Origin of the sequence: Arthrobacter sp. NPDC058130 (genome assembly GCF_042884475.1) — a bacterium.
GTDB lineage: Bacteria > Actinomycetota > Actinomycetes > Actinomycetales > Micrococcaceae > Arthrobacter.
Genome location: NZ_JBHVTV010000006.1, coordinates 106,254 through 125,006, shown reverse-complemented (window position 1 = coordinate 125,006; position 18,753 = coordinate 106,254). Strand labels below are relative to the sequence as shown.

The following is an 18,753-nucleotide window of genomic DNA, read 5'->3' as shown; positions in this document are numbered from 1 at the left end:
TACCTACGTCTGAGAGCAACCATGGACTGGTTAAGCACCATCACCCGCACTTTCTTCGACTTCGGCGCAATGGCCGAGGTCCTGCCCCAACTGCTGGGGGTCGGCCTTCTAAACACCCTCATCATTTCCATTGCAGCGACGATTATCGGCGTTGTCCTCGGCATGATCGTCGCGGTCATGGGGATCTCGCCCTCCAGGTGGCTCCGGGTCCCGGCCCGGATCTACACAGACCTGTTTCGCGGGCTCCCGGCCATCCTGACCATCCTGCTGATCGGTCAGGGATTCGCCCGTTTCAGCCAGTCCATCTTCGGCCCCTCGCCCTACCCGCTGGGGATCATTGCGCTGAGCCTGATTGCCAGCGCCTACATCGGCGAAATCTTCCGTGCAGGCATCCAGAGCGTGGACAAGGGCCAGGGCGAGGCGTGCCGCGCGCTGGGCATGAGCTACGCGAAATCCATGGCTCTGGTGGTCGTCCCGCAAGGCGTCCGCCGGGTCCTGCCGGCCCTGGTGAACCAGTTCATCGCGATCGTCAAGGACTCCTCGCTGGTCTACTTCCTGGGCCTGCTGGTCAGCGAACGGGAACTCTTCCGGGTGGGCCAGGACGCCGCGGTACTCTCCGGCAACCTCTCGCCCCTGGTCATGGCCGGCATCTTCTACCTGGTGATCACGGTTCCCCTGACCCACCTGGTCAACTACTTCGACAACCGCTTCCGGACCGGCCGGCGCCGCCCCGCCGCACCAAGCAGCGGGCTGAAGGAAGTCAAAGAACTCGACGCGGCCTCGCCGCTGACCACCGGGAGCAACACGTGAACCTCGCAAGCACCAACACTAAAAGCACAGTCCCGGACATCGAGACCTTCCACGGGTCCAGCCTGGAACTGAATAACCTGACCATGGCCTACGGCGACATCGACGTGCTCCGCAACGTCAGCCTGACTGTCGCCCCGGGCACCACCACCTGCATCATCGGGCCCTCCGGCTCCGGCAAGTCCACCCTCCTTCGCGGGGTCAACCGCCTGCACGAGCCCAGGAGCGGGGACGTGCTTCTCGCCGGCGAGAGTGCGCTCCAGGTCAAACCGGATGTCCTGCGTGCCCGCATCGGCATGGTGTTCCAGCACTTCAACCTCTTTCCGGACCACACCGCCCTCGAGAACGTGGCATTGGCACTGTGGAGCGTCAAGGGGATGTCCAAGGCCGAGGCCAGGGAACGTGCCCGCCGCCGCCTCGCCGAGGTGGGCCTCGCCGAACGTGCCGACCACCGGCCGCGGGACCTCTCCGGCGGACAGCAGCAGCGCGTCGCAATCGCCCGCGCCCTGGCCATGGAACCGGAGGTCATGCTCTTCGACGAGGCCACCAGCGCGCTGGACCCGGAGCTGGTCAAGGGGGTCCTGAACCTCATGGCAGGCCTGGGCCGCCGGGGCATGACCATGCTGGTGGTCACGCACGAGATGGGCTTCGCCCGCAAGGTCGCCGACCAGGTGGTCTTCATGGACGAAGGCGAAGTTGTCGAGTCCGGCACGCCGGCCGACCTCTTCGACAACCCCCAAAGCGAACGCCTTCAGCGCTTCCTTTCGGAAGTGCTCTGATGGGGACTTTGAAGGGGTCCGATGCCGCGGCACCCATCCGCACCGCCGTCGTCGGTTTCGGCATCTCGGGCAAAGTCTTCCACGCACCGCTGATCGGGGCTGCTCCAGACTACTCGCTGGACGTCATTGTCACCGCGGATCCGGACCGCGCCGCCGAGGCGGCAAGCCGCTACCCGCACGCCCGGGTCGTCCCGACCCCGGAGGCCATGTTCGCGCTGGCCGGGGAGCTGGATCTCGTTGTCCTCGGCACGCCTCCGCTGACGCACTTCGATCTCGCCGCGTCGGCCATCGCCCGCGGCCTGCACGTGGTGGTGGACAAGCCGTTCGTCACGACGTCAACCCACGGCAAGGAGCTCATGTCCCGGGCGTCCGACGCCGGCGTGCAGCTCACGGTCTTCCAGAACCGCCGGTGGGACGCCGACTTCCTGACGCTCCAAAAGCTCCTCACGGAAGGGGCGCTTGGTGAGGTCCGCACCTTCGAGTCCCGCTTTGAGTGGTGGCGGCCCGAGGGCTTCGGGAACTGGCGCGACACTGCGGCGGTCGCGGCGGGCGGCGGCATCCTCAACGACCTCGGCGCCCACCTGATCGACCAGGCCATCCAGCTTTTCGGCCCGGTGGCGGCAAGCCACGGGGAGACCGCCACCCACGGCCCGGACCCGGACGGAGCCGACACCGAGGCCTTCGTGTCCCTGCTCCATGAATCCGGGGTCCGGTCCCGGCTGTGGATGAACGGCATGGCGGCCCAGGTCGGCCCGCGCTTCCACGTCCTGGGCTCCGAAGCCGGCTACATGAAGTGGGGCCTGGACAGCCAGGAGCCAGCCCTCGCCGCCGGCATGACGCCGTCGGACCCCGCCTACGGAGCTGACCCCCAAACCCATTGGGGGACCTTGGGTGTCGACGGAGACCGGCAGCCAATCGTGCCGGAACCCGGCGCGTATCCCGCGTTCTACACCAGGCTCGCGGCCGCGCTCCGGGGCCAGGGCCCGCTCCCGGTTGACCCCGCAGAATCACTCGAAGTCCTGGCGGTCATCGAAAAAATCCACGCCCTGGCATAGCCGCACAGCGCTCCTTCGGCGTCGCGGCGCGCGCCCTCAAGCACCCCCTACGAAAGAAAAGGCAGACCCATGTCCTCCACCGCCTCAACCAAACGCGTCGCCGTCATCGGCGGCGGCATCCTCGGAGTCTCCACCGCCGTCCACCTGCTCCGCGGCGGTGCCTCGGTGGTCCTCCTGACCGAGCGCGGCCTGGCCAGCGAGGCCAGCGGCCGTTCGCTGTCGTGGCTGAATTCCGCCGGAGAACGCTCCACCGCCTACCACCAGCTCCGGGTTGCCGGCGTGGACCGCTACCGCACCCTCTTTGCCGCCGACTCGGGCCGGGACTGGCTGCAGTTCGGCGGCGGCCTCATGTGGAACGCCGCCGGAGAAGCCTCTGCCACCGAAGCCCGCCACGAGTACGAGAAATCCATCGGCTACGATTCCAAGCTCCTGGCGCCGGAACTGATTGCCTCTGCCACCCCCGGCATCGACCCGGGCGCCGTGCCGGAAAACGCCATCTTCAACCCCGGTGAAGGCTGGGTCAGCCTGCCCGACCTGGTGGACTTCCTGATGGAGGAATTCCACGCCCTGGGCGGCGAACTGGTGCTCAACGCCGGCAAGGCGTCCGTCACGGTCGACGGCGGCCGGGCCACCGGCGTCGAGACGGCCGCAGGCGAGACCTACCCGGCGGACGCGGTGCTCGTGGCGTGCGGTGCCGCGACGCCCGCCGTCGTCGCCCCCCTCGGCGTCGAGATCCCCAACGGTTCGCCGGTCTCCATGCTGGTGCTGACCAAGCCGGTGGACCACGAGGTGAAGGCCGTGATGAACACCCCGCGGGCCGCCGTGCGGCCCAACCCCGGCGGCACGTTTGCGCTGGACCACGACTGGTACGAAGAGAGCATCAGCGAACATGCCGACGGCTCCTTCAGCATCCCCGACGAAGTGGTCCAGGAACTCGCCGATGAGGCATCAAAGCTCATCGCCGGCAACCCTGAACTCAAGCCGGCGTCCTGGAAAATCGGCTACAAGCCCATCCCCGGCGACGGCGAACCTGTCCTCGGCGAACTCGGCCAAGTGCCCGGCTGCTTCCTGGCCTTCACCCACTCCGGGGCCACCCTCGGCCTCATCGCCGGCGAACTCCTCGCGGGCGAGATCATGACCGGCGCCAAGCACCCGATGCTGGCCACCTTCCGGCCGGGACGCTTCTCATAAGTAGCAACCACCTCCGAGTCACCCCAAAAGCAGGCAGGATCCGGCGTTCGCCGGATCCTGCCTTCTTTTGGCTGGTATGAGGGCGTGCGCCCTACTACGGCCCCATTGGTGTCGCCGTAGGAGCCAGCTCCATGGTCGTCAGGCGCAGCCACAGCCAGAGCCGCTTCTGCGGGTCGTCCAGATCGAGGTCAAAGTCCTTGGCCAGGCGGGCCACGCGATAACGGACGGTGTTGTTGTGCACGTGCAGGCGTGCCGCCATCGCGGAGATGTTTCCGTTTGACGTGAGGTAGGCCCGGAGGGTCTCCAGATAGTCGGTTTGCTGTTCGGCGTCGTGGGCTTGGATCCTGGCGATCTCATCGAGATCCGCAAGCCCGTTGTCGTCGATGAATGCCCCGACTTTCAACAGGTTCAGCGGGATCCGATGGTCCTCGAAAAGCCCGGCAGCGGAGGCCTGCGCACCCTTGTTGCCGCGCTCGCCCGCGTGCCCGTGAAGCAGATACTGTTGCGTTTGCAGTGCTTCAGATCGGGATCGCGGCAGGTCCTCGAGCCTGGGAGCGACGCCTCCGACGGCGGCGACGATCGGGTAAGAACTGATCGTGTGCGCGTACGCCCCGATCTCCTGGGCCACGCGCCGGTGCGCGGTCCTCGGGCTTGTTCCCCCGCAGGGCAAGAGCGCATACACCACCGAGCCGATGAGGGCGCTGTGGCTCATGTTGAACTGGATGTTGCAAACCGTCGTGACGAGCTGCAGCAGCCGATGAATTTCCCGTACAGACTCCAGGCTCCCGGATTCGGGCCGGTTGATGGAAAAAGCCGCGACCGCGAGTCCCTGGGCTGCATCGAGCCCCAGCTGCGCTGCGGCAAAGGACGCGTGGACGGTGTCGTCCAAAAGCGTGCGGATCAAATCCCCGTTCCGGCGTTCGCCAAAGTCGGACGCTGAACGAGCGTGGAGCATGTGCAGCCCCGCCAGCGGCGCCATCCTGGTGAGTGCCTCCAGGGCAGCTTCCCGTTTGCTCTCGCCCGGGTCGATGATCCAGATCGAACCAAGCAGCTCACCGCCGGCCCTTACGGCAAGGGCCAGCCGGGCCATCTCACCATCCGCTGCCGGGATCAGCACCGCGCCCGCGGACGCATAGACGATCTTGAAATCCGCATCGAAGGCAGGCGGCTTGATCTCCTGCAAGGACAGCGTGGTGACCCGGCGCAACTCGTCGATCGGCTGGCCCGGCAGGGTCGAATAGCCAAGCACCCGTCCCAGGGGGTCCACGATGCTGGCCGCGCCACTGGTGATGGAAGCGGCGGCGTTGGCGAAGGCGTAGAGATCCCCAAGCCGGACCCCCGAGACGGAATCCACGGCGGCACCCATGACCGACGCCCTGGCCAGTGCCACCAGCCGCGTCCAATCCGCGTTGTCCGGTGCGACGAGGACCGCGAGGCTGTGACGGACCGCGGCGGAACGCAGCTGCTCCAGCGACGCCCCGTGCGCCTTGACGATCACCGCGGCCGCGTTGCTGTTCGACGCCCGGTGAAGCAGCTGGTCAAAATCCGGCGACCCGCAGCTTAGCCCGACAGCGAGGATGATCCGGTCCTCGATGCTCGTCCATTCGTCCATAGGGTCGTACATGAGGACGTCCGAGACGGGATGCGCGAGGTTGTCCGGGGCGGGATTCGCATGCACCAGACCGGCCTGCATGAGCTGGATGCAGTCCGACAGCCGGACCAGCGCGGAGTTCTGGTCAAGCTCAACAACAGGCTGTTCCGAGTCCATATGTGGACGATATCACAGGTGAAAATTGATTCTTTTGGAGGAATCTACATGCAGACGGGATGAGATCTTCGTCACCATTGAGGGACGAAATTGATCGCGGCTCCACGCGGGCCATCCACGCAAGACATGAGGACACTTAATGAGAATCAAAGACATCAAGTCACTGGCGGCGGTCCAGGGACCCGCCCGGTCAGTGGCGGAACGGCTGCAGCGGCGCTGCTACAGCGTTGAAGACATGCGGAAGCTGGCCGCCAAGCGCCTGCCCGGGAGCGTGTTCGACTACATCGAGGGCGGCGGCGAGGATGAGGTCTCCCTGCGGCGCAACCAGTCGTCCTTTGAAGACTGGGCCTTCCTGCCGAAGTGGGGGTCGGTGGAGCACCTGGACCTCAGCTCAACCCTCCTGGGCGGCCGGGTCGCGATGCCGCTGACCCTGTCCCCAACCGGCGGCACCAGGTTGTTCCATCCCGACGGCGAGACCGCCGTCGCCCGCGCCGCCCTTGACGCCGGCGTGCCCTACGGACTGGCACACCTGAGCACCACCACCATGGAGCACGTCAGCGCAGCGGCCCCCGGACTGCGCCGCTGGTTCAACCTTGAGCCCACGGCGGACAAGGGCCTCCTGCAGGCTGTCCTGGACCGGGTCTCAAACGCCGGCTACGAGGCCCTTGTGGTCAATGTCGACTGCCGGGCCATCGGCCACAGGGAGCGCGACTACCGCAACGGATTCACCGCGCCGCCGTCCATCAAACCCAAAACCGTCATCGAAGGGGCACTGCACCCCCGGTGGGCCCTGGGCTTCCTGGCCAACGACGCGATTGCCTTCCCGAACCTGGACGCGGAAATTCCTCAGGGCCCGCTTTCCAGCACGCCGGACATGTGGCGGACGCTGCTGGCGGGGTCCTACGAGCCGACGGACTGGGACGACATCCGGGACCTGAGGGCGCGGTGGGACGGTCCGATCATTCTCAAAGGCGTCGTCAATCCCAGGGACGCCGTCAGAGCGGCCGAGATCGGCATTGACGCCGTCCAGGTCAGCAACCACGGCGGCAGGCAGCTGGACCACATGGCCTCGGCCCTGGACGTACTGCCCGACATCGTCGAGATGACGGCCGGCCGGATGGAAATCATCGTCGACGGCGGCATCCGCCGCGGCTCGGACGTCGTCAAGGCCATCGCGCTCGGCGCCGACGCCTGCGCAATCGGCCGCCCATACCTCTACGGGCTTGCCGCCGCCAGCCAGGCCGGCGTTGCCCACGTCCTGAAGCTGATGGCCGCCGAAATGACGCGCACCATGATGCTGCTCGGGGTATCCACCATCCCAGAGCTGCGGGACGAGGGCCGCGACCTGCTCCGGCACCGCAGCGAGGCCTTCACGCGCGCCCTTCCCACCGACTTCCGCCCGAACCAATCTCCTACCGCCGAATTTCCGCCTGCCCAGCTGGCCTACTCCGATACGAGGACCCCCTGATGAAAACCCCCACAGCGCCGGCTTCCCTGAAGCTCATTCCACGCGGCATCCCCGCCGTCCTGGCCACGGCCGCTCTCCTGCTCGCGGCCACCGGCTGCGCGCCGGGCACGGCCACCTCACAATCGACACCGTCGACAGCGTCGGGAGACTCCGCCGGTTCCGGCACCGGAGTCCCTGCCCTCGCGGTCAACGATGCCGCCGCGCAGCTGCTCCCCGACTCGATCAAATCAACGAAGGTCCTCCGCGTGGCCATCCCCACCAACGAGCCGCCGACACAGTTCTACCGCGAAGGAACGCAGGACATGACCGGGACCAACCCGGACATCGCACGCCTCCTCGGCCAGGCCCTGGGAGTGAAGGTGGAGATCCAGGTGGCCAATTTCGACTCCATCATCCCCGGGATGGCCGCGGGCCGGTACGACATGACCGTCTCCTCGATGACCCCCACCGAAAAGCGCATGAAGGTCCTGGATTTCGTTGACTACATGCAGATGGGCAACTCCATTGCCGTGGCGAAGTCGAACCCGCAGGGGATCACCGACCAACACTCCCTGTGCGGCCGCAAGGTCGGTCTCCTGACCGGGTCCTACCAGCTCACGGTCAACGTCCCCGACTACGACAAGGCCTGCACCGCGGCCGGCAAGGACGCCATCCAGCGGAGCGAGTTCCAGGACACGCGGCAGGCCATCTCCGCCCTGTCCAGCGGCCGGCTGGATGCCGTCCTGGCGGATTCGCCGATTCTGAACTTCGCTGCCACGCAGAATCCCCAGATCGAGATCGCCGCAAAATACGACTTCACACCGGTCGGTGTGGGCATCCCCAAGGACTCCGGCCTGGTGAAATCCGTCTCCGCCGCACTCTCCGAGGTCATCAAGAGCGACTCCTACCGCAAGGTGCTCGGCAAATACGGGCTTGAGTCCAGCGCCATCACCGACGCCCGCGTCAATTTCGCCCAATAGGAGGTGACAGCCATGCAGCAACAACACGCCATCCCCGCCACCCGCCAGACCACCCCGGCGGCGCCGGATTCCATCCCGGTGGTGCCGCTCAGGCACCCGCTCCGGCTCGCGACCGCCGTCGTCCTCATCCTGGTCGCGCTCAGCGCCGCCTGGGACGTGGCGGTGAACCAGCGGTACCACTGGGACGTCGTCGTCTCCTATCTCTTCGCGCCCCAGGTCATCGCCGGGGCCGGGCTGACCATCCTCCTGACCGTGGTGTCCATGAGTGTCGGCATCGCACTGGGAACCGTCCTGGCGGTCATGCGGCTCTCGGCCAACCCGATCGTGAACACCATCAGCCGGGGCTACATCTGGTTCTTCCGTGGCACACCACTGCTGGTGCAGCTGATCTTCTGGTACAACATCGCCGCCCTGTATCCGGTGATCGCCTTCGGCCTTCCCCTCGGCGGCCCCTCCCTGGTCCTGGGATCGGCCAATGTACTCATCACCCCGCTGGGCGCCGCGCTGCTGGGGCTGTCCCTGAACGAGGCCGCCTACATGGCCGAGATTATCCGCGGCGGCATTGGCTCGGTGGACAAGGGCCAGTACGATGCCGCCCGGGCCCTGGGCATGAACGGCAGCCAGCTTATGCGCCGGGTCATCCTTCCCCAGGCGATGCGTGTGGTCCTTCCGCCCACCGGCAACCAGGTCATTTCCATGCTCAAGGGCACGGCCCTGGTCAGCGTGCTGGCGATCTCGGACCTGCTGTACTCGGCCCAGATCATCTACTCCAACAACTACCAAACCATCCCGCTGCTCATCGTCGCCAGCCTCTGGTACCTGCTGATGACGACCATCCTGAGCTTCTTCCAAACCAAACTTGAACGGCGCTACGGACGCGGCTTCGACGCGGCGCCGCGACGGGCCCGCCGTTCAAAGATCCGTTCAAAGACAAGGACAGCATCATGAACACGGCAATGGTGGAGGCCCAGGGTGTCCGCAAGAGCTTCGGCTCAACGGAAATCCTCAAAGGCATCGATTTGACGATAGAACGCGGCTCGGTGACCTGCCTGATCGGCCCGTCCGGTTCCGGAAAGACAACCTTCCTGCGGTGCATCAACCACCTGGAAAAGGTCGACGCCGGACGGCTGTACGTCGACGAGCAACTGGTCGGCTACGCCGAACGCAACGGACGCCTCTACGAAATGAAGGAGCGGCAGACTGCACGGTCACGACGCGCCGCCGGAATGGTCTTCCAACGGTTCAACCTGTTCCCGCACATGACCGTGCTGGAGAACATTGTCGAAGCACCAGTCCGCGTCCTGGGCCGTCCCCGGAGCGAAGTGACAGCCGAGGCGCAGACGCTGCTGGACCGCGTAGGGCTCGGCAACCGGGGGCATTCCTATCCCCAGGAGCTCTCCGGCGGGCAGCAGCAGCGGGTCGCGATCGCCCGGGCACTGGCCATGAAGCCCAAGCTCATGCTCTTCGATGAGCCCACCTCGGCCTTGGACCCGGAGCTCGTTGGCGAGGTACTCGACGTCATGAAGTCCCTTGCCGAGGCCGGAATGACGATGGTGGTGGTCACCCACGAACTCGCCTTCGCCCGCCAGGTCAGCGACCAGGTGGTCTTCATGGACCAGGGAGTCGTCGTCGAAAGCGGGCCTCCTTCCGAAGTCCTGGACAACCCGCAACACGAACGCACGCAGGCCTTTCTGTCCAAGGTCCTCTAGGACCCTCACCAACCAGCCATCAGCAATTTCGGGCCGGCCGGCAGGCCGGCCGCCAGGAAAGGACACAGCACCATGTCGCTACAGCGGATCAGCACCGACCTCGCGCCCAGCCCGGCGGGGCCTTATTCCCAGGCCATCGCCGCCAACGGCCTGCTCTACACTGCCGGCCAAACGCCGCACGATCCGGCCACCGGCGAAACCATCGGCACCACGATTGAAGAGCAAACCGTGCAGGCGATGAAGAATCTGGCAGCCGTCCTCGGTGCGCACGCCCTGGACTTTTCCCACGTGGTCAAGGCAACCGTGCACCTGCACCATCCGGGCCGGGACTTTGCCGGGTTCAACGCAACCTACCAAGAGTTCGCCGAAACCCCCTACCCGGCGCGAACCACCGTGGGATCGTTCCTTGGTGACTTCCTGGTCGAGATCGACGTCGTCGCCGCCATTCCCTAGCGGTCCCCGGCGGCAGCCGGGACTACGGGGTGGGGCTGGGGGAGGGGCTGGACGTGGATGGACTGGGGCCGGGGCTGGCGGTGGATGGGCTGGTCCCAGTCGGGCCCGGCGAAGCTGTGCCCCCGGATTGCGTGGGTGAGGGGGTGCCGGATGCGGGCGCCGCGGGCATGTAGGACTGGTATTCGGTCAGCGTCGAGTCGAGGACCGGAAGCTGCACATCGGCCGACGTGCCCGTGGCGTCTTCGCTCACCTTAACCGTGACCATCGAGCCCGGGGCTCCCCCCGTGGGGTCCAGCATCATCGCCGGTGGTTGGGCCAGGGAAGTGTAGCCGTTGGCCTTGACCGGAATCGATACGGGCGGCCCTGAAGCGCCCGAAACCGTGACGGTCGAGTCCTTTGAGGACGTGTTGAAAACGGTCCCGATGATTCGTCCGGGCTGATCCGCTCCATGGGAGAGGATCAGCATGTCAGCCAGCTTTACCGAACCCACCACGGTGTTGATCCCGTGGGTCGCAGGTGTGATCTTCGCGGTTTCGGCTGGATTGTCGTAGGAACATCCGGTGGTCAGCAGGACTACACCCAGCGTGAGGGCGGCGGCCGCACCTCTCATCCCTGCCCGCAAGATTGAAGTTGCCACGGCCGGCTCCTCTCGGCAGAGCGTTATCTGGATAGCTCCGATTATGGTCCGGGCGGACGCCGAAATCGAGAGGGCGAATGGAGGACGGCCGGCGCGGAAAACCCTTGACGCGAGGTTGTTGCAGGTTCATATTTAACGCATCAGTTAATTAGCAGAAATGTTAAATACGAAGGACGCATCCCGGTGGCAACCGATCGGCTCAGTCTCATCTTCTCGGCGCTCGCCGATCCCACCCGCCGGGCCATCCTGGCCCGGCTGGCGGAGGGCGAAGCCACCGTGAATGAGCTGGCCGAGCCCTTTGACATCAGCCTCCCCGCGATCTCCCGCCACCTTAAGGTCCTGGAGGCTGCCGGGCTGATCACCCGGAGCCGGAATGCGCAGTGGCGCTCCTCGAAACTGGAGGCCGCGCCGCTCCGCGAGGTTGTCGAATATATGGAAGAGTACCGGCGCTTCTGGGATGCCAGCTTCAGCCGCCTCGATGTGCATTTGCGAAAAATCCAGCAAGTTCCCAAGAATCAGGAGCCAGGAAATGAACACGCAACAGAACGCCCATGAGTCCCACGTCCTGTCGATGAACAGGGAGTTCGACGCTCCCCGCGAACTGGTCTTCAAGGCCTTCACGGATCCGGACCAGCTCGCCGCCTGGTTCGGCCCCGTGGGAGTGGACTCGCCGCGGGACCGGATTGTGGTGGAGCCCCGCGTCGGCGGCGCGTGGCAGCTGGTCATGGTCTGGGAGGAGGATGGGCTCGCCAAGGAGGGGCCGATCGACGCCGTGATCTCCGTTTTCCACCCGCCGTCGCTCCTGGTGGCCACCCAGCGGGTGGAGCCCGACGTCGGCGCCACCTCCCAGATCGAACTGCGGCTTGAGTTCGAGGACCTGGGAGGCCGGACCCGGCTGCACCTCATCCAAGGTCCGTTCGGCAGCGCCGAATTTTTGGACATGACGCGCGAGGGCTGGGGCACCTCGTTCACCAAACTGGACAAGGTCCTGGCCTAGGGGCCGGCGCCTCAAAAGCGGCGCCTCAGTTGGGTGCTTCACTGGAGGCCGGGCGGCGCTCCTCACGACACGGAATGTCCACGAGAAGGTGATTTCTTACTGATTTGCGGATCAGAATGCCCATATTCGCCGCAAATAGGAGATTATGGTGTCATGCCGAAAATTCGCGTATCAGAAGCAGCTCGTTTCCTCGGGGTCAGTGACGACACCGTCCGGCGCTGGACCGAGAGCGGGATCCTGACCCCGGTCAAGGATGACTCCGGCCGGCTGGCCGTGGATGGGCTGGAACTTGCGCACCTCGCCCGGGACCAGGCCCAGCTTCCGGAGGACCCCACCAAAGTGGGCCGCTCCGCCCGCAACCGGTTCGTCGGTCTGGTCACGGGCATCACCGCGGACAAGGTCATGGCCCAGGTCGAGCTGCAGTGCGGGCCCTTCCGCGTCGTGTCCCTGATGAGCAGCGAAGCCGTCCGTGAACTGGGCCTGGAGCTCGGATCCGTCGCGACAGCCGTGGTCAAGGCCACCACTGTCATCATCGAAACGCCCCACGGAAAGAGCATTATATGAGAATCACCCGCAAGCACGTCACCGCATTGCTGGTTGGCGGCACCCTGGCCGCGGCCCTGGCCGGCTGCGCCTCGGGAACCCCCGCGGCTACCGGAAGCTCCTCTGCCGCCGCGAGTGCCTCCCCGGCGCCGTCACTCTCGGGCACTGCGACCGTGTACGCCGCCGCTTCCTTGAAATCGACCTTCACCAAGCTGGCCAGCGATTTCGAGGCGAAGAACCCCGGCACCAAGATCACGCTGAACTTCGCGGGGTCCTCTGACCTGGTCACGCAGATCATCCAGGGCGCCCCGGCCGATGTCTTCGCCTCCGCCGACACCAAGAACATGGCCAAGCTCACCGACGCGAAACTTATTGACGGGTCCCCGGTCAACTTCGCCACGAACGTCCTGGAGATCGCGGTCCCGCTGTCCAACCCGGCGTCGATCAGCGCCTTCGCGGACCTCGCCAAGCCGGGCGTGAAGGTGGTGGTCTGCGCGCCCCAGGTTCCCTGCGGCGCCGCGACCGAGACCGTCGAAAAAGCCACCGGCGTCACATTGTCGCCTGTCAGCGAGGAATCCTCCGTCACCGACGTCCTGGGCAAGGTCACCTCCGGCGAGGCGGACGGCGGCCTGGTCTACGTCACGGACGTCAAGACCGCCGGCGACGAGGTCAAGGGCATCCCCTTCCCCGAGTCGAACCAGGCCGTGAACACCTACCCGATCGCCGCCGTCGGCACGAGCAAGAACAAGGACCTGGCCGCCGCCTTCATCGCCACGGTCACCGGCCCGGAGGGCCAGAAGGTCCTGGGTGACGCCGGATTTGGCACCCCGTAAGGGCGGCATGAACCCACGCAGCAGCACCGGATATACCGGCATCCCGCCCTGGATCTACGCCATCGCGGCGGCAGGAGCGCTTTTCGTCCTGCTGCCGCTGGTGGCAATGGTGGCCAAGGTCAACTGGCCGCAGTTCATCCCGCTGATCACCTCCGAATCCTCGCTCACCGCCCTGGGCCTGAGCCTGCGCACCTCGGCGGCCAGCACCGCCCTCTGCATTCTCCTCGGCGTGCCCCTGGCGCTGGTCCTGGCCCGGAGCCCGTTCCCGGGCCAGCGGCTGCTCCGCGCCTTCGTCCTGCTGCCCTTGGTCCTGCCGCCCGTGGTGGGTGGCATCGCCCTGCTCTACACCTTCGGACGCCAGGGTCTCCTGGGCCGGAGTCTCGAACTGGCCGGCATCCAGATCGCGTTCTCCACCACCGCCGTCGTCCTCGCCCAGACCTTCGTGGCCCTGCCGTTCCTGGTGGTCAGCCTGGAAGGCGCCCTGCGAACCGCCGGCAACAAATACGAGGCGGTCGCCGCAACCCTCGGGGCACGCCCCAGCACCGTGCTGCGCCGCGTCACCATCCCGCTGGTCCTGCCTGGCCTTGCCTCCGGCGCCGTCCTGTCCTTCGCCCGCAGCCTGGGCGAGTTCGGCGCCACCCTGACCTTCGCCGGCAGCCTGCAAGGCGTCACCCGCACGCTTCCGCTGGAGATCTATTTGCAACGCGAAACCGACGCCGACGCCGCCGTAGCGCTCTCCCTCCTGCTGGTCGCCGTGGCGGTGGCCGTCGTCGGACTCTCCTACCGGCGCCCCCGCATCGCCCCAATACAGGAAGGGGCGCCCCAGTGACCTTCCAACTGGACGCAACCCTCGCGGCGCGGGGCTTCGAGGTCTCGCTCAGCCTCGGGCCGGCCGAAACCATCGCCATCCTGGGCCCGAACGGTGCCGGAAAGTCGACCCTCCTCTCGATCATCTCCGGCCTGCTGCGCCCCGACGCGGGCCGGGCCGTGCTCGGGGACAGGGTCTTGTTCGACCTGGCGGCCGGGAAGAACATTTGGCGGGCACCGCACACCAGGGGAACGGCACTCCTGGCCCAGGAGGCTCTCCTCTTCCCGCATCTCAGCGCCCTGGACAACGTCGCGTTCGGGCCCCGCAGCGCCGGCGCGTCCAACGCCGCCGCCCGGGAAACGGCCATTCACTGGCTCACCGAAGTCGACGCCGGGGACCTCGCCTCGCGGCGTCCGGGACAGCTCTCCGGCGGCCAGGCCCAGCGCGTTGCCGTGGCCCGCGCCCTCGCCGCCGACCCGGACCTGCTGCTGCTCGATGAACCCATGGCGGCCCTCGACATCCACGCGGCCCCGCTGCTCCGGCGGCTCCTCAAGCGGGTCCTCGCAGGCCGCAGGGCCATCATCATCACGCACGACATCCTGGACGCCCTCATGCTGGCCGACCGGGTGATCGTCCTGGAGGACGGCCGGATCAGCGAGGCCGGGCCCACCCGCGATGTCCTCGAAAAGCCACGCAGCCGGTTCGCTGCCGGCCTGGCCGGGCTGAACCTTGTGGCCGGAACTGTCAGCGCCGCCGGCGTCACCACGGCCGAAGGGATGGTGGTCGCGGGCCACCAGGACGGCAGTATCGAGCCTGGCCAGGACGGCGTCGCGGTCTTTCCGCCCTCGGCAGTATCCGTCTTCCTCACCGAAGAACACGGCAGCCCGCGGAACTCATTCGCAGTGGCAATCACGGACCTTGAGCCGCACGGCGACCAGATCCGCGTCCATGCCGGCGGCCTCTCCGCCGACATCACACCGGCCGCTTCAGCCGACCTCGGCCTCACCCCCGGAATGACCGTCTACTTCGTCATCAAGGCCACGGCCATCGCCATCTACCCGGCCTAGCCACAGTCGGCGGCAGGCTGGACTTGCGTGCGCCCGGCCGGGGCTGGCGTGCGCCGTGCTGGGGGACAGGCTGGGGGCAGGCTTACGGCCGTCCCGACCGGCGGAGTAGTGTCGGTGCCGGGCGCTGGCGGCGCTGACCGATTCCGAGAGAAAAGGGAAAGCTATGACTGGGAAGTATGTGGCGACGTCGACAATCACCATCGCGGCGCCCGCAGACCGAGTATGGTCCGTGCTCACAGACCCTGGCGCCATCAAGGAGTTCATGTTCGGCACCGACGTCGTGACCGACTGGACGGTTGGCGGGCCCATTGTGTGGCGCGGCATCTGGGACGGCAAAGCGTACGAGGACAGGGGCAGCGTCCTGGAGTTTGAACCCGGACGGCGGCTCGTCGTGACGCACTTCAGCCCGCTGAGCGGCCAGGAGGACGCACCCGAGAACTACCACACGCTTACCTGGACGCTCGAGGACCAGCCCGGCACGACAGAATTCACGCTCTCGCAGGACAACAACGCAAGCGCCGAAGAAGCCGAGCATTCGAAGGGCATGTGGGACAGCCTTGTGAAGAGCGTGAAAGGAATCGCCGAACGGCAATAGTCAGGGCGGGATTAGTCCAGGAGTGGGCCCAGCGGCCGCGGGGCGCCGTGCGGACACGGCAGCCGCGACGGCGGCGGGTGTCGGCTACGGCAACCGCGCGGGTGTCCGCTACGGCAGCCGCGACGGGCGCAGCAGCGTGGGAGTTCCGGCCTCCGTAGGGTCCAGAGGCACGGGGCTGACCAGCACGGCGGGCCCGCGGCTGAGGAGGCCGTCCGAGAGCGGCTGGCAGCGGACGCCTCCCCGCCCGCGCATCGCGGCGTGCGCGCCCGGGGCCAGCATCCGGTCCATCCAGGCGCACGGGTGGGCAGGCCGTCCGGCCCGCAGCCGGACCATGTCCCCGTTCGATTCGAGCGCGAAGTCATGGCCGAGCAGGGGAGCGAGGTGTGCGCCTCTGAGGACAACGTTGCGCCGGGTCAGGAGCGGGTCAAAGGGCCCGGCTCCCAGTTCCTCGGCCATCGCATCGAGGGCTTCGATCGATAAGAGGGTGACGGCGGCGTCCATGTGCGCGGCCTTGCCGAAGAACCGGTCTCCGACGATGCCCTTGCCGGCCACCAGTTCCACCCGGTCCGCGTCGGTGGTGGGGACATTTGCTGCGCCATCGCGTGCGCGGCCGAAGTAGGCGTGCGCCGGCGAGACGAGGAGGTGGAGGACCTCGACGTCGTACCTGTAGCTTCCCGTCATGCCCTAAAACTATCCTCGATCGCGGGTCCCGGCACCAGTTGCGCGAGTTCGCCGGAAACGTGCGGGCTCGCCGTAACGGCCCGGCGATCTGGCAGGTGTCCGGCGAATTCGGCTGGGGCTGTGCGCGTTGTGCCCCGGCGGCGACCAATCCGGCTCAAGGTACGAGCACGATTTTTCCTTTGGCCGCGGTGCTGTCCAGCAGCTCATGGGCGCGTCGAACTTCAGAAAGCGGCAGCCGCTCGGCCACCACCGGGTGAATCTCGCCGCGCCGGAGCATCTCGAGCAGCGCGAGGAAGTCCGCCTGGAACCAGTCCTGGTGGTGAATGCGCAGCTTCTGGATCCGGTAGGACAGCACCTTTCGGCGCGGTGACAGCCAGCCCCAGAGGGCGACTGTCCCGGTTGCCGCGTACCAGGCGATGACGCCCGGCCAGTTCTTGCGCCCCTGAGCGATGGTGGCGTAGCGGCCGAACACAACGAGCCGGCCACCGGGCCGCAGCGCGCGGAAGGAGCGCAGCGACAACGGGCCGCCAAGCCCGTCGAGGGCAATGTCCACGCCGTCGCCGGTGAGCCCGCGCACACGGGCCAGGAAGTCCTCGTGCTGGTAGTCGATCGCGACGGCGCCCAGCCGCTCCACTGCGGCGCGGTCCCGACCGGCGGCGGTCCCGTAGAGGCGCAGGCCAGCCAGCGCCCCGAGCTCGAGGAGCGCGGTGCCCACCCTGCCGGCCGCGCCGTGAACCAGAACGCTCTCCCCAGCCTTCGCCTTGGCCGTGCGGTGAAGCAGCTGATATGCGGTCATGTAAGGGAAAACGAGGCTTACAACCTCGGCCGGGTCGAGGTCCTCGGGCACAGCGACGGCGTATAGCTCCGGCACGCAGACGCGCTCGGCGTTGGCGCCCCACACCGTCAGCGCGCCGATGCGGTCTCCCACTTGTATCCGTGTACAGCCGGGCCCGAGTTCATCGACGATGCCGACGAGCTCGTAGCCGGGCGTGAACGGCGGCTTCGGCCCGCCGAGATACGTACCTGCGCGCAGCTGTGCATCGGTGAACGAAACACCCGAAGCGAGGACGCTGACCCGGACTTCGCCCGGACCTGGCCGTGGATCGTCGACGTCCACCACGTTCAGGACTTCGGGGCCGCCGTAGCGGTCAATGACCACGCGCTCCATGGGCTCACTCTACGCTCGCGCCAAAGTCGGCACATCGGCTCATTGCCGCGCGGTGTCGGGGCCTTTTCGGTGGTGTGCCGAGGCTGCGATGCGCGAAATCGCCGGACACCTGCGGGCTCGCCGTAAGTTTCCTGCGAGCTGGCGACTCTCCAGCGAACTCGGCGGGGTCAGGACAATCTCGCCCGCTATTGACACCCCGGAAACGGCCGGACTATCCTACAACCAAATGGTTGTAGATCAGCTTAGGAAACAGCTCAGCGACGAAGAACTTGACCGCGTGTTCCAAGCCTTCGCCGACACGACCCGCCGGGACATCGTGCGGCGGGTGACGGTGGGCGAGTATTCGGTTTCCGGACTCGCCGCCCTCTACGCCATGAGTTTTGCGGCCGTCCAGAAGCACGTGGCGGTCCTGGAACGCGCTTCCCTTGTGTCCAAGGAGAAGCGGGGGAGGGAGCAAATTGTGCGGGCCAACCACGACGGACTGCAAAGGGCGCGCCGGCTGCTCGACGAGTACGAGGTCATCTGGCGGCAGCGGGCCGACCGGATCGAAGACCTCCTCGCCGAAACGGCCGCCACGGAACCAGGCAGCACGCAAACCGGCAACAGGCATACCAGCAAGGCACAACCAACACAGATGAAGGATGGGAAGGGTTCGTCATGACGGTTACCAGTTCAGTCAAGAATCTTGAGGCGCTCAGCCTCACCGTGGTCGCCGAGTTCGACGCGGGCGTGGAGCGCGTCTGGCAGGTCTGGGAAGACCCGCGCCTGCTCGAACGCTGGTGGGGACCGCCCACCTGGCCGGCCACTTTCGAGAAGCACGAGTTTGTCCCCGGCGGTGCGGCCAGCTACTTCATGACGGGGCCCGAGGGGGAGAAAGCCCGCGGCTGGTGGCGGTTCACGGCCATTGAAGCGCCGCACCGCCTGGAGTTCGACGATGGCTTCGCGGACGACAACGGCGATCCCGTGGCCGACATGGGCACCATTCACGGCGTCGTCACGCTGGAGCCAATCGGCGACCGCACTCGAATGACCATCCTGTCCACGTTCGAGGCGGAGGAGCAGATGGAGAAGATTGTCGCCATGGGCATGGAAGAGGGCATGAGGGAGGCGCTGGGCCAGGTGGACGCGATCCTCGCCGAGTCCGTCAACGCCTGACCTGCAACGCAACCGGACGACGGCGGGAATCTCCCGCCGTCGTCCGCATAGCCCTGTTCAGCCACGTACGCGCGGCGGTA

22 protein-coding genes are annotated in these 18,753 nt (G+C 66.8%); 18 read left to right on the top strand and 4 right to left on the bottom strand.

Going from position 1 to position 18,753, the window contains the following annotated elements:
- Positions 1-21 precede the first annotated feature (21 nt).
- The 4 genes from ACFVTM_RS12630 (at position 22) to ACFVTM_RS12615 (ending at position 3,832) form a co-directional block, all read left to right on the top strand.
- A complete protein-coding gene (locus ACFVTM_RS12630; protein WP_390203809.1) occupies positions 22-810 on the top strand; it encodes an amino acid ABC transporter permease in 789 nt (262 codons plus the stop codon).
- Positions 807-1,586 carry an amino acid ABC transporter ATP-binding protein gene (locus ACFVTM_RS12625; RefSeq protein WP_390203808.1) on the top strand — a complete coding sequence of 260 codons (780 nt, stop codon included), beginning with the start codon at positions 807-809 and terminating at the stop codon, positions 1,584-1,586. Before ACFVTM_RS12630 ends, ACFVTM_RS12625 begins: the two co-directional genes overlap by 4 nt.
- Positions 1,586-2,641, top strand: a complete 1,056-nt coding sequence (locus ACFVTM_RS12620) for a Gfo/Idh/MocA family oxidoreductase (RefSeq protein WP_390203807.1) — start codon at positions 1,586-1,588, stop codon at positions 2,639-2,641. The genes ACFVTM_RS12625 and ACFVTM_RS12620 overlap by 1 nt, the downstream gene beginning before the upstream one ends.
- Positions 2,642-2,710: 69 nt before the next feature.
- Positions 2,711-3,832, top strand: coding sequence for an NAD(P)/FAD-dependent oxidoreductase (locus tag ACFVTM_RS12615; RefSeq protein WP_390203806.1), 1,122 nt, complete (start codon positions 2,711-2,713; stop codon positions 3,830-3,832).
- A 94-nt stretch (positions 3,833-3,926) separates the two neighbouring features.
- On the opposite strand, the gene ACFVTM_RS12610 is transcribed toward ACFVTM_RS12615, so the two are convergent.
- A complete protein-coding gene (locus tag ACFVTM_RS12610) occupies positions 3,927-5,600 on the bottom strand; it encodes a PucR family transcriptional regulator (protein WP_390203805.1) in 1,674 nt (557 codons plus the stop codon).
- Between the two features lie 139 nt (positions 5,601-5,739).
- On the opposite strand from ACFVTM_RS12610, the gene ACFVTM_RS12605 reads away from it, so the two are divergent.
- From ACFVTM_RS12605 to ACFVTM_RS12585, 5 genes are all read left to right on the top strand, one after another.
- Positions 5,740-7,068 carry an alpha-hydroxy-acid oxidizing protein gene (locus ACFVTM_RS12605; protein WP_390203804.1) on the top strand — a complete coding sequence of 443 codons (1,329 nt, stop codon included), beginning with the start codon at positions 5,740-5,742 and terminating at the stop codon, positions 7,066-7,068.
- A complete protein-coding gene (locus ACFVTM_RS12600; RefSeq protein ID WP_390203803.1) occupies positions 7,068-8,027 on the top strand; it encodes an ABC transporter substrate-binding protein in 960 nt (319 codons plus the stop codon). Before ACFVTM_RS12605 ends, ACFVTM_RS12600 begins: the two co-directional genes overlap by 1 nt.
- 12 nt (positions 8,028-8,039) lie before the next feature.
- Positions 8,040-8,975, top strand: a complete 936-nt coding sequence (locus ACFVTM_RS12595; protein ID WP_390203802.1) for an amino acid ABC transporter permease — start codon at positions 8,040-8,042, stop codon at positions 8,973-8,975.
- Positions 8,972-9,736, top strand: a complete 765-nt coding sequence (locus ACFVTM_RS12590; RefSeq protein WP_390203801.1) for an amino acid ABC transporter ATP-binding protein — start codon at positions 8,972-8,974, stop codon at positions 9,734-9,736. Before ACFVTM_RS12595 ends, ACFVTM_RS12590 begins: the two co-directional genes overlap by 4 nt.
- Before the next feature lie 72 nt (positions 9,737-9,808).
- Positions 9,809-10,189, top strand: a complete 381-nt coding sequence (locus tag ACFVTM_RS12585) for a RidA family protein (RefSeq protein WP_390203800.1) — start codon at positions 9,809-9,811, stop codon at positions 10,187-10,189.
- Between the two features lie 22 nt (positions 10,190-10,211).
- Here ACFVTM_RS12585 and ACFVTM_RS12580 read toward each other — a convergent pair whose 3' ends face one another.
- On the bottom strand, positions 10,212-10,826 hold the full coding sequence (locus ACFVTM_RS12580) for a hypothetical protein (RefSeq protein ID WP_390203799.1): 615 nt from the start codon (positions 10,824-10,826) through the stop codon (positions 10,212-10,214).
- A gap of 183 nt (positions 10,827-11,009) precedes the next feature.
- Here ACFVTM_RS12580 and ACFVTM_RS12575 point away from each other — a divergent pair, with 183 nt between their 5' ends.
- From ACFVTM_RS12575 to ACFVTM_RS12545, 7 genes are all read left to right on the top strand, one after another.
- On the top strand, positions 11,010-11,381 hold the full coding sequence (locus ACFVTM_RS12575) for an ArsR/SmtB family transcription factor (protein ID WP_390203798.1): 372 nt from the start codon (positions 11,010-11,012) through the stop codon (positions 11,379-11,381).
- Complete coding sequence (locus ACFVTM_RS12570) at positions 11,356-11,823, top strand: SRPBCC domain-containing protein (protein ID WP_390203797.1); 468 nt, start codon at positions 11,356-11,358, stop codon at positions 11,821-11,823. Before ACFVTM_RS12575 ends, ACFVTM_RS12570 begins: the two co-directional genes overlap by 26 nt.
- Positions 11,824-11,976: 153 nt before the next feature.
- A complete protein-coding gene (locus ACFVTM_RS12565; protein WP_390203796.1) occupies positions 11,977-12,387 on the top strand; it encodes a molybdopterin-binding protein in 411 nt (136 codons plus the stop codon).
- Positions 12,384-13,199, top strand: coding sequence for a molybdate ABC transporter substrate-binding protein (gene modA / locus ACFVTM_RS12560; RefSeq protein WP_390203795.1), 816 nt, complete (start codon positions 12,384-12,386; stop codon positions 13,197-13,199). The genes ACFVTM_RS12565 and modA overlap by 4 nt, the downstream gene beginning before the upstream one ends.
- Positions 13,200-13,206: 7 nt before the next feature.
- Positions 13,207-14,028, top strand: coding sequence for an ABC transporter permease (locus tag ACFVTM_RS12555; RefSeq protein ID WP_390203794.1), 822 nt, complete (start codon positions 13,207-13,209; stop codon positions 14,026-14,028).
- Positions 14,025-15,074, top strand: a complete 1,050-nt coding sequence (locus ACFVTM_RS12550) for a sulfate/molybdate ABC transporter ATP-binding protein (RefSeq protein ID WP_390203793.1) — start codon at positions 14,025-14,027, stop codon at positions 15,072-15,074. Before ACFVTM_RS12555 ends, ACFVTM_RS12550 begins: the two co-directional genes overlap by 4 nt.
- 163 nt (positions 15,075-15,237) lie before the next feature.
- Positions 15,238-15,669 (top strand): SRPBCC domain-containing protein, encoded by a 432-nt coding sequence (locus ACFVTM_RS12545; RefSeq protein ID WP_390203792.1) that lies wholly within the window; start codon positions 15,238-15,240, stop codon positions 15,667-15,669.
- A 108-nt stretch (positions 15,670-15,777) separates the two neighbouring features.
- Here ACFVTM_RS12545 and ACFVTM_RS12540 read toward each other — a convergent pair whose 3' ends face one another.
- Positions 15,778-16,350 carry an MOSC domain-containing protein gene (locus ACFVTM_RS12540; RefSeq protein WP_390203791.1) on the bottom strand — a complete coding sequence of 191 codons (573 nt, stop codon included), beginning with the start codon at positions 16,348-16,350 and terminating at the stop codon, positions 15,778-15,780.
- A gap of 154 nt (positions 16,351-16,504) precedes the next feature.
- Complete coding sequence (locus ACFVTM_RS12535) at positions 16,505-17,518, bottom strand: medium chain dehydrogenase/reductase family protein (RefSeq protein WP_390203790.1); 1,014 nt, start codon at positions 17,516-17,518, stop codon at positions 16,505-16,507.
- Positions 17,519-17,744: 226 nt separating this feature from the next.
- Here ACFVTM_RS12535 and ACFVTM_RS12530 point away from each other — a divergent pair, with 226 nt between their 5' ends.
- Together ACFVTM_RS12530 and ACFVTM_RS12525 are read left to right on the top strand one after the other, a co-directional pair.
- Positions 17,745-18,179 (top strand): ArsR/SmtB family transcription factor, encoded by a 435-nt coding sequence (locus tag ACFVTM_RS12530; protein WP_390203903.1) that lies wholly within the window; start codon positions 17,745-17,747, stop codon positions 18,177-18,179.
- On the top strand, positions 18,176-18,673 hold the full coding sequence (locus ACFVTM_RS12525; protein WP_390203789.1) for an SRPBCC domain-containing protein: 498 nt from the start codon (positions 18,176-18,178) through the stop codon (positions 18,671-18,673). The genes ACFVTM_RS12530 and ACFVTM_RS12525 overlap by 4 nt, the downstream gene beginning before the upstream one ends.
- Positions 18,674-18,753 lie beyond the last annotated feature (80 nt).

Coding starts and splice junctions, on each gene's coding strand:
- ACFVTM_RS12630 (WP_390203809.1), top strand. CDS start 22: ATGGACTGGTTAAGCACCATCACCCGCACTTTCTTCGACTTCGGCGCA.
- ACFVTM_RS12620 (WP_390203807.1), top strand. CDS start 1,586: ATGGGGACTTTGAAGGGGTCCGATGCCGCGGCACCCATCCGCACCGCC.
- ACFVTM_RS12615 (WP_390203806.1), top strand. CDS start 2,711: ATGTCCTCCACCGCCTCAACCAAACGCGTCGCCGTCATCGGCGGCGGC.
- ACFVTM_RS12610 (WP_390203805.1), bottom strand. CDS start 5,600: ATGGACTCGGAACAGCCTGTTGTTGAGCTTGACCAGAACTCCGCGCTG.
- ACFVTM_RS12605 (WP_390203804.1), top strand. CDS start 5,740: ATGAGAATCAAAGACATCAAGTCACTGGCGGCGGTCCAGGGACCCGCC.
- ACFVTM_RS12600 (WP_390203803.1), top strand. CDS start 7,068: ATGAAAACCCCCACAGCGCCGGCTTCCCTGAAGCTCATTCCACGCGGC.
- ACFVTM_RS12595 (WP_390203802.1), top strand. CDS start 8,040: ATGCAGCAACAACACGCCATCCCCGCCACCCGCCAGACCACCCCGGCG.
- ACFVTM_RS12590 (WP_390203801.1), top strand. CDS start 8,972: ATGAACACGGCAATGGTGGAGGCCCAGGGTGTCCGCAAGAGCTTCGGC.
- ACFVTM_RS12585 (WP_390203800.1), top strand. CDS start 9,809: ATGTCGCTACAGCGGATCAGCACCGACCTCGCGCCCAGCCCGGCGGGG.
- ACFVTM_RS12570 (WP_390203797.1), top strand. CDS start 11,356: ATGAACACGCAACAGAACGCCCATGAGTCCCACGTCCTGTCGATGAAC.
- ACFVTM_RS12565 (WP_390203796.1), top strand. CDS start 11,977: ATGCCGAAAATTCGCGTATCAGAAGCAGCTCGTTTCCTCGGGGTCAGT.
- modA (WP_390203795.1), top strand. CDS start 12,384: ATGAGAATCACCCGCAAGCACGTCACCGCATTGCTGGTTGGCGGCACC.
- ACFVTM_RS12555 (WP_390203794.1), top strand. CDS start 13,207: ATGAACCCACGCAGCAGCACCGGATATACCGGCATCCCGCCCTGGATC.
- ACFVTM_RS12545 (WP_390203792.1), top strand. CDS start 15,238: ATGACTGGGAAGTATGTGGCGACGTCGACAATCACCATCGCGGCGCCC.
- ACFVTM_RS12540 (WP_390203791.1), bottom strand. CDS start 16,350: ATGACGGGAAGCTACAGGTACGACGTCGAGGTCCTCCACCTCCTCGTC.
- ACFVTM_RS12535 (WP_390203790.1), bottom strand. CDS start 17,518: ATGGAGCGCGTGGTCATTGACCGCTACGGCGGCCCCGAAGTCCTGAAC.
- ACFVTM_RS12530 (WP_390203903.1), top strand. CDS start 17,745: ATGGTTGTAGATCAGCTTAGGAAACAGCTCAGCGACGAAGAACTTGAC.
- ACFVTM_RS12525 (WP_390203789.1), top strand. CDS start 18,176: ATGACGGTTACCAGTTCAGTCAAGAATCTTGAGGCGCTCAGCCTCACC.